Source organism: Spirochaetota bacterium (genome assembly GCA_004297825.1).
In the GTDB taxonomy this organism is placed as follows: domain Bacteria; phylum Spirochaetota; class UBA4802; order UBA4802; family UBA5368; genus FW300-bin19.
Genome location: SCSX01000066.1, coordinates 16,997 through 30,466, shown reverse-complemented (window position 1 = coordinate 30,466; position 13,470 = coordinate 16,997). Strand labels below are relative to the sequence as shown.

The following is a 13,470-nucleotide window of genomic DNA, read 5'->3' as shown; positions in this document are numbered from 1 at the left end:
TTCCGGCATAATGCTTCATATCGGCAGCTGGGGTTTCATCCCGAACAGGAATCGCATGAGGCGTATCCGCTTGACAAAGACCTCGTAGACGGCCAGCGTCAGGCCGATCGCGACAAGCACGATTACCGCGTATTTGACCGCAATGACCGTTTCGAACCGGATTACAAAATACGTGACCATAGTAACCACCGGCAGATGCAGAATGTAGAAGGGATACGCGGCCTCGGCGGCGTAATCCAGGACCTTGTTTGTACGGACCAGGAGGCGGCGGCCCGCGCCGATAAAGACGAGAACCCACACCCAGCGGCTGAGGATGTACAGGGTCCCCAGCGCCATCCACTGCCATGACCATTCCTCCTGGTACTGCAGCGGAAAAAGGTAGTTGAGCGCCACCAAGGCGATCCCCAGTGCAACGGCCGCCTTCAGCTGTCGATCGACCGCCTGCCGGAAACGCCCGTCGGTCATGAAGACGCCGCCCAGGATGAAAACGCTGAAATAGAAAAAAGGATTCTTGTCGCCCAGCAACGGTATCGCGGCCGCGATGGCGAGCAGCAATCCGGGAAGGATCAGAATCATCCCCGGTTTTGCGCACCAGCCCGCCAGCCGGTCAACGAGTACCTGTCGGCGAACGCCGCGCAGGCGCGCGAACAGGGGCAGCGCGCCGACCGAAAAGATGAACAGGAAAAGGATGAACCAGAGATGGCCCACGGTAAGTGTACCTCCCAGACCGCTCAAATCATGGGGATCGAGCGTCCAGAAGCCTGCAAAGTGCCGCCAGAAACCCGGCGTATCGGCGCGATCGAGGAAGTGTACGTAGGTCATGGGCGGAATCAACGCGACAAGGCCGAATGCGAATGGCACCAGCAGGCGTGCAACGCGTTCCCTCAAGTATCGGTCGCCGGTGCGAACGCCCAGGGCGAGCCATGTCGCCGCGCCGGCTATGAAAAACAACAGCGGCATATGCCATCTATGGATGAAGCCTGCCGCGTGGACCAGGAATTCGCTCTGCACGACATCTTTCATGTATACAATGGCGTTCGGGTCGAGGTTGAATACCAGGGCCGAATGAAACGGCACCAGCAGAAGGACGGCCAGGACCCTGAGCCAATCGAGGTCATAACGGCGTGCCTGTGCCGTTGCGGATGGATGAGGTGATGGTTCCATGGGCGTGCCCCTCACTCACAATTATTAATCGGGAATACTTTTCTATGTTTTTTCCCGGCCTGCAAGAAATATATGCACGCGGGCAGGGGAATTTTATAAATGTCGTCCCATACCCGGCGCACCATCGCCCCCATTCCTTGACTATCCGGTTCCCTCTCTGTACATTATTAAACGAGGCCAACGGCACTGCGAGGGGAAGCGGGTATGGTTAAAATCCTGAAAATCATCCTGGTGTGTGCGATCTGCGCCGGCATCATCGCGGCCGTGGTTCTCGCGATTCAATGGATAGTCAATTAATGTATTTAGGAAAAATTAATACCGGGGGAAGTTTCCAATGAAAAAAAACATGGGGACCATAGACAGGATTATCAGGACCGCGGTGGCGATTCTCATCGCGGTGCTTTATTTTACCGGGCAGATCACGGGCACCGCCGCCATTATCCTGGGTGTCATCGCCGTACTTTTCCTGGTGACGAGTCTCCTTTCGCGGTGCCCGGGGTACCTGCCATTCGGAATTTCGACCAGGAAAGCGGAATAATCATTTCATATCCGCGGACGGGAAAGATACTCCGGCGGATCATGGGATTTCCGGACCTCGGGCGGGAGCGGCTGTGCGGAAAAGCGTCAATTTTCGCGCATGGCGTCATCAAAGCGCTTCTGCAATGATTCCGGTGCCGCGGACGGTTTCATGGTCAGCATGCTGATAAATACCCCGCTCTGGCTCGCGGTGGCCGCGGTTTTATCGTTAACCGTGATTTCCATGCGCGCCGTCCACCGGGGCGAATCAAATTCACTCATCCAAATGTGCCCGGTCACTTTATCGAACATCCGTATCGGCCTTCGATATTCTATCTGCGTCGTCTGAATAATGGGGACATTGCCATCTCTAATCAGCGTGTCGAGGGGGTAGTACGTTTCAAGCAATTGGAGGCGCAGGTCTTCGAGCCATCGAACATACGTGATATTACTGACGATTCCCGCAAAATCGATATCATATGTCTGTACTTTGAACGGCAAAAAAACTTCCAGCGGTCTTTTATGCGAAGTTTCATCATTCATGATTTTACCCGGAATTTTAATTTTCCTATCGCGGTACTCATAGACATGAGTCGTTCCTCCTTCTGTGAGACCCTGAAGTCATTTCCGCCTGCCGGTGCTCTTTACTCAAGAAAAAACCTGTATGCAATTTCGCATTTTCCGTACTTGTGCATCAGGCATCCCTTTTCGATATCCTGTAAAATCTCGAATTTCACCCCCAGGGTTTCGAACCAGGTGCTGACCCTGGCTACTACGCCGCAATCGTAGCTATCGATCATTCCGAATTTCTTCAGGCCGTCGTGGGCGAAACACTCGTGAAACCCGCCGACAAACAGATTTATTTCCGGGGTGCCGTAGTACAGCTTCATGAAATCGGGCTTGATGAACCTGAAGGTCGTATCGATGATCTCCTGCAACTGTGTGAAGGTTTTAATCTCCGGCCTGGGATCGCCCATCAGCTTCATTATTCTCTGAATCTCGATGCCGGCCATGGCGCGGACCGCGGACTTGTTCAATCTATTTGCCGTTTCCGCGCCGCACTCCTGCAGGGTGCAGTAAAACCACATGGCGTCGTGCGTGAGCCAGCTCTTTGAAACGAATTCGCGGACCTCGTGCTTGCTCAGTTTGTCCAACAGGTCCATATAATCCTCCGTGCGGGGAATATCCCCGGAAACCATGACAGGCGGCCGGGTGATGCTCTTGTCGTCTTGCGCGCACGCTAATAACAGATGAGACCATGCATGATTGCATGATGCCGTCTTTGGCGTATCGCGTCAAGTAATAAAATTATAAAAAGTTAAACAAGTAAAACAAATAATAATATTTGACAAATGGTGCCATTTGTATAATTATGCCGTCACCGGTAACGGTAATTTCACCGGTGGTACAGGAAAAACCGCCCATTGCCGGAGACGGGATCGTTACTACCGGACCGATACCGGATTGAAATGATAGGATATCGAAGATGAGGCGCCCATGGCAAAAAAAGAAAATGATATGCAGGTATACGGGGTCGGGAAGGTGAGCCCGAAGGGACAGATCGTCATCCCGGCCGATCTGCGCGCGGAATTGGGCATAAACACCGGGGACCAGCTCGTGATCGCAAAATCGAAAAGCGGGGAGGGCATCGTTTTGCTGAAGGTGCAGGTTTTAAACCGGTTGCTGAGCGGGACGAGGTACAATATCGACTAGCCCGCCGGGGAGATCGTGCGGCACGCTCGCCACACGCACGGGATCGCGTACGTGTGGCGTCTCAGCCGTACATTTCCTTCTGCAGCTTCACCAGCTCGCCGTTGATATAGTCCCGCACCAGGGCGGCCGTCTCCTCGACGGTTTTATCGGCGAATTGTTCGTAGGGAATCTCGTCGAGCACGCGTACCTTTATGGGGTGCGTTCCGTGGAAGTTGACGCTGTACTTGGGAAGGGCGTGGCGCGTGCCTTCCACTACGACCGGCATTATCGGCACCCTCATCTTTTTAGCGAGTATGAACGCCCCCATCTTGAACTGCTTCAAGTTCCCGTCCGGGGAGCGGGAGCCCTCGGGGAAAATAAATATGGAGCTGCCCTGTGCGAGCTGCTTCTCGGAGTCGGCCATCATCTGCGCGATGCTTTCCTTCTCGCCCCTGCGGAGCTTGATGTAGTTGTTCAGCACCATGTTCCACCCGATGAGCGGTAAGCGGAATATCTCGGCCTTGGACACCCACTTGAAATGTTTATAGAGCCGGAAGAGCACCAGGATATCGAGCTGCGACTGGTGGTTCGACACGATCACGTAGGTGGCGCCGCGCCTGATCTTCTTCCTGCCCTCGATCTTCGCCGGCCACGCGGGCATGATATAGGTGTAAAACGCGCCCCAGAAGCAGGTGTACAGATGGAGGAACCGAAGGCGCCTGTCGAAGGGGCGCGTGCAGGCCCAGATGATCAGGGCGCCGATGTAAAAGAAGAACGAGGTGGCAATTATATTGATAAAGACGAGTATAGATATCGCGCGGTCCATGATCACTTTCCAGCCGGTAAAATTTTTACGGCACTTTACACGAAGTGTTCTGATTTTAGCAAACGTTTTATTTAAACCGAACAGTGATCGGAAAAGCGAATAAAGATGGAAGGCGCGGATTCGAATCCGCGCCTTCCACGGCACCGCGGCCCCCGGGATTGACTTTTTCCGCGTACCGTGCCATACTGCGGAAAACAATCCGCGGAGGCCCCGCATGATCCGGTTTATCCGACAGCATCGAAAACTCTCCATTCTCGCCGGCTGTGTCGTCGTTCTCCTGCTCGCTGCCGTCGCCATGAAGCCCTCGGACAACGGGGCCCCGTACGACGAGTACTTCAAGGCGCTCAACGCCGAAATGAAAAAAAACGGGCCCGGACGCCCGTCGCTCGTCCTGGACCTCGACCGCGTCGACCGGAACCTGGCGCTGCTCAAAGAGGCCATAAAGCCGCCCGCGTCCTTCCGGCTGGTGGTGAAATCGCTTCCCTCGGTCAAGCTGGTACAGTACGTCCAGAAGCGGATGGGGTCCGATAGGCTCATGGTTTTTCACGAGCCCGATCTCAGGATCCTCGCCCGGGCGGGGCTGGGCGGTATGGACATGCTCCTGGGCAAGCCCATGCCGGTCAACGCGGCGCGGGAATTCTACGGGGCCCTGCGGCCCGAATGGAACTTCGACCCGTCCGCGAAGGTGCAGTGGCTCGTGGACAGTCCCGAGAGGCTGAAACAATACCTTGCGCTCGCGCGCGAGAAAAACCTGCTCATGCGCGTTAATGTCGAGATCGATGTGGGCCTGCACCGCGGCGGTCTCAGGACGACGGCTGAGCTCGAGGAGATGCTCGCGCTCATCGCGGCCAACCCGAAGAGCCTCGCCCTCGCGGGATTCATGGGCTACGACGTGCACACCGCATCGGCGCCGACAGTGTTCGGGTCGAAGCGCGCGGCGATCGACAAGGCCTTCCAGGGAATGCTCGACCGCTATAATGAATTCTTCGACGCGGGAAAGGCGAAATACCCGGCCCTCTTCCGCGAGGGGCTCACCCTCAACAGCGGCGGCAGCCACACCTACATGCTCTTCCAGGGCAGAGGCCCCGTGAACGATATCTCCGCGGGCTCCTGCATCGTGCAGCCGTCGGACTTCGATACCATGCTCCTGGAACGCCACGAGCCGGCCCTCTTCATCGCGGCCCCCGTGCTGAAGAAGATTTCAGGGACTACCATCCCCTTCATCGAGGGGCTCGCGGGATTCATGAGCGCGTGGAATCCCAACAAGCAGCTCACCTATTTCATCTACGGGGGCGGATGGATGGCGCGGTTCACGTCGCCGGCGGGGCTTGAGGGAAACGCGATCTACGGGTTCAGCACCAACCAGTCGATCGTGAACGGTTCGGCGCGCACCGCGCTGGGGGCCGACGATACGGTTTTCCTCCGTCCCACCCAGAGCGAGGCGATCATGCGCGAGTTCGGCGACCTGCTCGTGGTACGGGGCGGGAAGATTATCGACCGCTGGCCGGTCTTCCCGGAATAGCGGGTTTCGTCCGGCATCGCACCGTGCTGCCGGGGGGCGCGCGGCGCGGGCCGAAAGGAGTATCGGCGCCCGAACCGAAAAGAATTCGAATGCATTGTGCATTGTGTTATAGGGTTGCTGCAAATCTGTCATTTCGACCGCAGGGAGAAATCTTTAAGCGCGGAGCAAAGTATCCCGCCTGAAAAGCCCGCCCCGTACCCCATCGAAAACAAACCGATTTTTCACGAATCGTTCATAGTATTCCTGGCGGATCGAAATTCATTACTCTTCACCGGGGGAGAATCGGAAAAAATTCCCAGGATGGGCTGTCCGCCGCTGGATTCGCCGGTTGAAAAACGATATTTTTCTTTTAATGCTTGCAATTTCCAAGGGGCATGAATAATACGCGCTCACTTCCATCACGATATTTACATTAAATTTTATGTGCAGTTAAACTTATATATAATTACAGGATATACAACAAATGAATAAAAATGCCCAATACCTGGGGGTGGATATCGGATCGGTGTCCATCGCGATCGCGCTGGTGGACGAACGGGGAGAGGCGGCGAAAAGCGCCTACCGGTTCCACTACGGGAAGATCGCGGCGACCCTCGAATCGATGCTTGCGGAGTTCGACGCGTACGACGCGCGGGGAATCGCCTGCACGGCGTCATCCCCCGGCATCATCACGGGGGCGCACCGCTACGACGGAAGGATCGCCGTGATCACCGCGGCGCGGCGCATGCACGGGAAGCCCGGCTCCATTCTCATGGTGGGCGGGGAGCGGTTCGGCCTCATCCGGTTCGACGAGGACGGGTCCTACCGCCGGTACCGCGCGAATTCGAGCTGCGCCGCGGGCACGGGGAGCTTCCTTGACCAGCAGGCGCGCAGGCTGGGCCTCCCGGGGATCGAGGAGCTTTCGGCGATCGCGTGCGCGAGCACGGGCGACATACCCAGGATCGCCTCGCGCTGCGCCGTCTTCGCGAAAACGGACCTTATACACGCCCAGCAGGAAGGCTATACGCTGGCGCAGATATGCGACGGCCTGTGCCACGGCCTCGCAAAGAATATCGTCGACACCCTGTGCGGCGGCGAAGAGCTGCGCGGTCCGGTGATATTCGCAGGGGGCGTTGCGCGCAATGCGGCGGTGGTGAAACACCTGGAACGGCTCATGGGAACGCCCCTGGTCGCCGGCGAGCGCGCGCACCTGTACGGCGCCATCGGCGCGGCGCTGTGCCTGGCCGGGGATGAATCGGCGCAGCCCCTTGCTCCGGAAAAGCCCCTCGCGCGGCTGGTCGCGGAGGAACGGGAAGAGAAGCGGTATTACTACGCGCCCCTGGAGCTCACGCTCTCCGACTACCCGGAATTTCCCGGCATAGAGCGCTATAACTACGACCCGGCCGTTCCGGGATTCGAAATCCCGGTGGAAGTCGACATTTACGAAAAGCCCGCGAGGGGAGCGGCCTGCCGCGCGTTCCTGGGGATCGACATCGGCTCGACGAGCACGAAGGCCGCGCTGCTGGACGGCGACGGTCGCGTGCTCGCGGGATTCTATACGCGCACCGCGGGAAGGCCGCTCGCGGCCACGCAGGCGATACTCGAGGCGATCGAAGACGCCGGGCGCCGCGCGCACATCCCGTTCGACATCGCCGGGGCCGGGACCACCGGCTCGGGAAGAAAATTCATCGGGAAGATCATGGGCGCCGACCTGGTGCTGGACGAGATCACCGCGCACGCGCGCGCGGCCGCGACGCTCGATCCGGAGATCGACACGATTATCGAAATAGGCGGCCAGGATGCGAAGTTCACCACGCTGCGCAACGGGACGGTGACCTTTTCCATCATGAACTCCGTGTGCGCCGCGGGGACGGGGAGCTTTGTCGAGGAGCAGGCGCAGAAACTGAGCTGCCCGCTGGACGAGTACGCGGAGCGGGCGGGGGGGGCGCGCGCGCCCATCGCGAGCGACCGGTGCACCGTCTTCATGGAGCGCGACATCAACCATTTGCTGAACAAGGGATACGAGGTCCCCGAGATACTCGCCACGGTGCTGCATTCCGTGCGCGACAACTACCTGTCCAAGGTCGCCATCGAGGCGAACATAGGCGAGCGGGTGTGCTTCCAGGGCGCGACCGCGAAGAACCGCGCGCTCGTCGCCGCGTTCGAGCAGAAGCTGGGGAAGCCCATCTTCGTGTCCCGGTTCTGCCACATCACGGGGGCGCTGGGCGTCGCGCTCTCCCTTGCCGAGGACGCGCCCGCCGCGAGCTCGTTCAGGGGCCTTTCGCTGCACGGCAAGCGCATCCCGCTGGGCGCGGAGGTGTGCGATCTCTGCACGAATCATTGCAAGATCAAGACCGCCCATGTAGACGGAGAGACGGTCGCGTACGGATTCCTGTGCGGCCGCGATTACGACACGAAAAAGTTCGTCAACAAGAATGCCTCCGGCTTCGACCTCCTGCGTGCGCGCCGCAGGGCGGCCGCGTTCCCGCCCACGCAGAAAAACCGGGGCTGGGTCACGCTGGGAATTCCCGCGGCGCTGCACATGTTCGACGAGCTTCCGTTGTGGAGAAAATTTTTCGACCTGCTGGGGGTGCGCACCGTCACGAGCGAGGACTGCGCCGACCCGGTGAAGCGCGGCAAGGAGCGCGCCGGCGCGGAGTTCTGCGCGCCCATGTCGGCGATGTACGGGCACGCCTCCTGGCTTTCCGAGCATGCCGATTACGTGTTCATGCCGGTGTACCTCGAGGGCAGGAACCGGTCGAAGGAGCGCGCCCGGCAGTACTGCTATTACACGCAGTATTCGCCCGCGATCATGTCGGTGATGCATGGCGCGGGCCTGCGTTCCCGTACGATCATGCCGCTCGTCAACCACGCCTACTCGCATTTCCACACCGCCGGCGAGCTCGTGAAGGCACTGCGCCCGGTGCTGGGCGAAGACCTGGGCTTCGTGGAGGTGTACAACGCGTACGAGGATGCCATTCGCTTCCAGGAAACCGTGCAGTCCTCCCTGCGCGCCGTGTACGCGCGGGAGCGCGAATCGACGTTAGGCGGGGTGAGTGTCGTCCTGCTGGGCCGCCCCTACACGGTGCTCGCCCCCTCCATGAACAAGGGCATCCCCGACATTTTCGCGACGCTGGGGATCAAGACGTTTTACCAGGACATGGTCGAATATTCGCCCGCCGATACGGCCCGTGTGAAGGACCTGCTGGCGGCCTTCCACTGGAACTTCGCGTCGAAGATAATCGAGACCGCCGAGGCGATCGCGACACGCCCCGGGGTGTACCCGGTGCTGGTGACCTCGTTCAAGTGTTCGCCCGACTCCTACGTGGTGGAATACTTCAAACGCATCATGGACCATCACGGCAAGCCCTACCTGGTGCTGCAGCTTGACGAGCACGACTCGAGCGTGGGATACGAGACCCGCATAGAGTCCGCGGTGCGCGCATTCCGCAACCACCATTCAGGGAACGCGCGCCGGGGCGCCGCGGGCCTCCGGATGTCGAATCCGAAGGTCGAGAAGAAGATCGCCGGCAAAACCCTGCTGTTTCCCAACTGGGACCCGATCACCGGGCGCTTCCTGGTCGCGAATCTCCGCAGCGCGGGGATCGACGCGCGCCTGCTCGAGGAGAACGATACGCTCATCCAGAAGAGCCTGCGCCACAACACGGGGCAGTGCATCCCCATGAACGCGATCGCGCAGGAATTTATGGATTACGTGCGCGCGCACGAGCTGGATCCCGCGAATACCCTGCTGTGGATGCTCGAGAGCGGGGTCGCCTGCAACATCCGCATGTACCCGTATTATATCAAGAGCATCTTCGAGGCCGAGGGCGGCGGGATGGAGAAGGCGGGCGTCTACGTGGGCGACGTGACCTTTCTGGAGTTTCCCCCGCAGATGATGATCAACGCCTACTTCGCCTACCTTTTCGGGGGGCTGATACGCAAGGCCGGGTGTACACTGCGCCCCTATGAAGAGGTACGCGGCGCGACGGACGCGGCGATTGCGCGCGCCACCGAAATCCTGGAGGCGCATTTCCTGGGGAAGAGCCCGCGCGAGACGGCGGTGCGCGACGCGGTCGCCGAGTTCGAGAATGTCGCGGTCAAGCCGGGACGGCGTCCCAAGGTCGCGATATTCGGCGACCTCTACGCGCGCGACAACGACGTGATGAACCAGAATTTAGTGAGGGCGATAGAGGCGGCGGGGGGCGAGGCGCTCACCACCCCCTACAGCGATTACGCGAAGGTGGTCGCGGGCTCCTACTTTAAGCGCTGGCTGTCCGAAGGAAAATACAAGGATGTATTCACCAGCAGGGCCATGCTGGGGATAGTCGGGATGATGGAGAAGAAGTATTACCGATATTTCGAGAAGGTATTAAAAGAGCCCATGCCGTCATACGACATCCCGGCGGAAAGGATCCTGGCGCGCTTCGGCCTGAAGCTGCATAACAACGGGGAGACCCACGACAACATACTCAAGATATTCGCGCTCCTGGAACACTACCCGGACATTGCGCTCTTCGTGCAAACGAGCCCGGCCTTCTGCTGCCCCTCGCTTGTCTCCGAGGCCATGTCGGCGGAGATCGAGCGCGCCACCGGGGTGCCGGTGATATCGGTCACCTACGACGGCACCGGAAGCCTCAGGAATGACGTGATCGTTCCCTACCTCGCCTATCCGCGCAAGGGGCGGGACCTTGAGGAGAAGAAGATCGCGAATATGTAGGGGGACCGTGTCCGCGGGCGGGTGACGTCATGCAATAAACAGAATGGTCATAGCGCAGTTTCTAAAAAATTCACATCGATGAGTAAAAAAAATCGTATTGGGCTTGACGAATATAATTGACCATGAAAGTTTCAGTTGTTATATAAATAACGTTTTCCGGCTCGCTGCGTGGAGTTTTCGAGCCGTTTTGTCCTTTGAGCACGCTGTGCTTCACAGCGGTTTATCAGACATTACTATTAACGGTTTCTTCTATTGGAATTGCATGGTTACTACCGTGCGGTGCTGTGCTGGATGGCTTTGAGCAAAAAATTCAGGAGAGGTGTTATCGATGAGAAAAACAGCCGCAATTTTCATGATGATTATTTTCATGGCTGCCGTGGGTTGCAAGAGCAGCGTTAAAATCAATACCATCCCCGCGGGGGCCAAGGTCTATATCGATGGCGAATACAGAGGGGAAACGCCGTACGTTCAGACCGACAGCAAATCATTTCTTTCAAATACGACCCTTAGGCTCACCAAGGACGGTTATAATGATTTCACCACGCCGCTTGTAAAAGACCAGTTCTCGGCCAGTGCGTGTTGCGGGGGGGTTTTATTCCTTGTCCCGTTCCTTTGGATAATGGATTACAGCCCGGAAAAAACATATGAAATGAAGGCGAAAGAAAACAAGTAGCAAAACAGTTGAACCGGTCACCAGCCAACGCCGCATTATTTTATAGAATGAGTACTAATTCAGACTATCCCGTCGTAAACGTTCTCACCACAGGAGTGCTCAATGAAAAATGGAGAGGTCCGAAGTAGTTCGCGGACGCAGATTCATTTGGGGGTCGCATTCATTCTGGCCCTTGCCGTATTTATTGCCGGGATTGCACCCCTGAACCGGTCCTATGGCGGAGATGACAAGCGAAAATTATACATATCCGCCATTAAAACCGATGGTGTATCACAAAAGCTGGCCGATGAGGTGCGCGACGGGCTTAAGCTCGAGGTAATCGGGAAATTCGGACAATCATATTACGTAATAGATGACGAGGCCGTGCGAATAATGTACGCGCAGGCGGAAAAAATTCTTTCATCGGGCTCTTCGGATGAAAGCTGTACGTCCCAGATCGCGGAAGCGATTAACGCGGATGAAATCATTTACGGCGAAATCCGCGGATCGGGCGGCGAACTCACCCTGGTGCTTAACAATCTGGTCCGTGACCGGAAAGCGCTCACCATTTCCGCTAAATCCATGTTCAAAGAGAATTTCAGCCAGCGCTGGCTCGATCACTTTATCCGGGAAGCCGCGTACAAGCTGGTCGATCCTTCCTATACGATCCGAAAGCCGGGCGATGACGATTTAGCCGGGGTGGTTTCATTGAAAGGCATCGAGGTCGATTATTCAAGGGGTTCCGATATCGCCGAGCTGGATTTCAATTCGCCCGATGAATCGGTGCAGAAAATTCTCAGTTCCAGCAGGGAACTGCTCCAGGAAGGAGACAGATTATTCAAGGAAGGAAAATACGAGAAGGCCGCAGGGCACTATTGTTCCATCCTGGAGCGAATTCGCTCGAAACTGTCGGCCGAGAAGCAGGCGAAGATGGGGGAATTCGTCGCTAGCGCCAGGCGCCGTGCCGATACCGCATATGCGATGATGTACAAACCCGAAATCGAGGAGGTCGACCGGACGTATGCCGACGGCGGGAACCCTGACCAATCATTCCTGGAAAAGATGTCAGCGCGCTACGGCAAGGTGCGCGCCCAGGTAAACAAGGAAACCCCGTCCGATGCACGCGGTGAGGCCGTCGCGGGCATTCTGAAAACGCTCGATGAACGGGAAGATTCGATGCTCCTTGCCATGGCCGGGCTCATTGAAAGAAAAGGTGACGAACATTACAGGGAATACCGCTTCGGAGAGGCACTGGAATGCTACGAGACGGGAGGGAGAAAGATCGAATACTTGCACAATCCGGAGAAGAAAACGGAGACGGTTCATCGCCTGGAGCAAAAAGTCGACACGGTGAGCGTGACAGGCCGAAACTATGTACAGAACTCCGTGAAAAGGTTCGCGGACCTCGCGGAGCACTACAACTTCAAAAATGAAAATTCGAGCGCGAAGAAATCGCTCAAGGAGGCGAGGAAGCTGCTGTCGGGACCGCTTGTCAGGTTTGCCTCGGCGGAAGCGCTCGCCACATATAACGGTATTGCGAAGGTTTTGACTGCGGGGGAGATGAAGCGTGAAGACTACCCCGGGGTATTTGACGCAATAGATGCAACGAGGGGAGTGAAAGTGGTGGGAGGCATCGAGTTTGTCTTTGTTCCCGGGGGAACATTTTCCATGGGGTCTCCTGAAAGCGAAGGCGGCTCCAGTGAACGCCCGCAGCACAAGGTAACCGTGAACGGTTTCTGGATGGCGAAATATGAGTGCACGCAGGCGCAGTATGAAGCGGTGATGGGAGATAACGCGAGCGGTTTCAAGGCAAAGGATAATCCCGCGGAATCGGTCAGCTGGGACGACGCGAAAAAATTCTGCGGGAAATTTAAAAATAAGAACGATATCGCCATCCGGCTCCCCACCGAGGCGGAATGGGAATACGCGTGTCGCGCCGGTACAGGTACGCGGTATTACTGGGGGGATGAAATGGACGGCGCGTACTGCTGGTTTGTTAAAAATTCCGAACAAAAAACGCATCCGGTCGGCTCCAGACAACCCAACGGCTTTGGATTATACGACATGAGCGGAAATGTTTCGGAGTGGTGCGCGGATGCATACGACGAGCGTTATTATAAAAACAGTCCGGAAAAAGATCCTGCCGGACCCGGGAACGGCGATCGTCACGTAGTCCGCGGCGGGTCCTGGTGCCTGATCGCAGATTATATGCGCTCCGCTTTTCGGGACAAATATCTGAACAGTTACCACAACAACTATATCGGTTTCCGTCCCGTCCTGGAGGCGCCCCTTCCCAGGAAGAAATAGCCGGATGAAGCAACCCGCCGGCTGCGTTCACTGCCGTAAATCGCCGCCGCGGGGCTGCCGGTCCCGTATGCCGCGGGGCGATATCGGTCCCC

The 13,470-nt window shown here is 57.5% G+C and carries 10 protein-coding genes; 6 read left to right on the top strand and 4 right to left on the bottom strand.

The genetic code is table 11. From position 1 onward, the window contains the following. Nucleotides 1-15: 15 nt before the first annotated feature. Nucleotides 16-1,164: an acyltransferase gene (locus tag EPN93_13505; GenBank protein ID TAL33629.1), complete on the bottom strand. Its 1,149-nt coding sequence runs from the start codon at nucleotides 1,162-1,164 to the stop codon at nucleotides 16-18. A 334-nt stretch (nucleotides 1,165-1,498) separates the two neighbouring features. Between EPN93_13505 and EPN93_13500 the strand changes: the two genes are divergently transcribed. Next, nucleotides 1,499-1,702, top strand: a complete 204-nt coding sequence (locus tag EPN93_13500; GenBank protein TAL33628.1) for a DUF2892 domain-containing protein — start codon at nucleotides 1,499-1,501, stop codon at nucleotides 1,700-1,702. A gap of 86 nt (nucleotides 1,703-1,788) precedes the next feature. Here the strand turns inward: EPN93_13500 and EPN93_13495 are convergent, their stop codons facing one another. Continuing rightward, nucleotides 1,789-2,223: an acyl-CoA thioesterase gene (locus EPN93_13495; GenBank protein ID TAL33627.1), complete on the bottom strand. Its 435-nt coding sequence runs from the start codon at nucleotides 2,221-2,223 to the stop codon at nucleotides 1,789-1,791. A gap of 101 nt (nucleotides 2,224-2,324) precedes the next feature. Next, nucleotides 2,325-2,843: a hypothetical protein gene (locus tag EPN93_13490; protein TAL33626.1), complete on the bottom strand. Its 519-nt coding sequence runs from the start codon at nucleotides 2,841-2,843 to the stop codon at nucleotides 2,325-2,327. A gap of 355 nt (nucleotides 2,844-3,198) precedes the next feature. Between EPN93_13490 and EPN93_13485 the strand changes: the two genes are divergently transcribed. Beyond that, nucleotides 3,199-3,393 (top strand): AbrB/MazE/SpoVT family DNA-binding domain-containing protein, encoded by a 195-nt coding sequence (locus EPN93_13485; GenBank protein ID TAL33670.1) that lies wholly within the window; start codon nucleotides 3,199-3,201, stop codon nucleotides 3,391-3,393. Between the two features lie 61 nt (nucleotides 3,394-3,454). On the opposite strand, the gene EPN93_13480 is transcribed toward EPN93_13485, so the two are convergent. Next, on the bottom strand, nucleotides 3,455-4,198 hold the full coding sequence (locus EPN93_13480; protein ID TAL33625.1) for a 1-acyl-sn-glycerol-3-phosphate acyltransferase: 744 nt from the start codon (nucleotides 4,196-4,198) through the stop codon (nucleotides 3,455-3,457). A gap of 214 nt (nucleotides 4,199-4,412) precedes the next feature. Between EPN93_13480 and EPN93_13475 the strand changes: the two genes are divergently transcribed. The 4 genes from EPN93_13475 to EPN93_13460 all read left to right on the top strand — a co-directional run bounded on the left by EPN93_13475 (nucleotide 4,413) and on the right by EPN93_13460 (nucleotide 13,378). After that, on the top strand, nucleotides 4,413-5,720 hold the full coding sequence (locus EPN93_13475; protein ID TAL33624.1) for a hypothetical protein: 1,308 nt from the start codon (nucleotides 4,413-4,415) through the stop codon (nucleotides 5,718-5,720). 463 nt (nucleotides 5,721-6,183) lie between these two features. Further along, on the top strand, nucleotides 6,184-10,419 hold the full coding sequence (locus EPN93_13470) for a CoA activase (GenBank protein ID TAL33623.1): 4,236 nt from the start codon (nucleotides 6,184-6,186) through the stop codon (nucleotides 10,417-10,419). A 328-nt stretch (nucleotides 10,420-10,747) separates the two neighbouring features. After that, nucleotides 10,748-11,092: a PEGA domain-containing protein gene (locus EPN93_13465; protein ID TAL33622.1), complete on the top strand. Its 345-nt coding sequence runs from the start codon at nucleotides 10,748-10,750 to the stop codon at nucleotides 11,090-11,092. Between the two features lie 1,611 nt (nucleotides 11,093-12,703). Next, entirely contained in the window at nucleotides 12,704-13,378 is a 675-nt protein-coding gene (locus EPN93_13460; GenBank protein ID TAL33669.1) for a formylglycine-generating enzyme family protein, read from the top strand. Nucleotides 13,379-13,470: the final 92 nt, after the last annotated feature.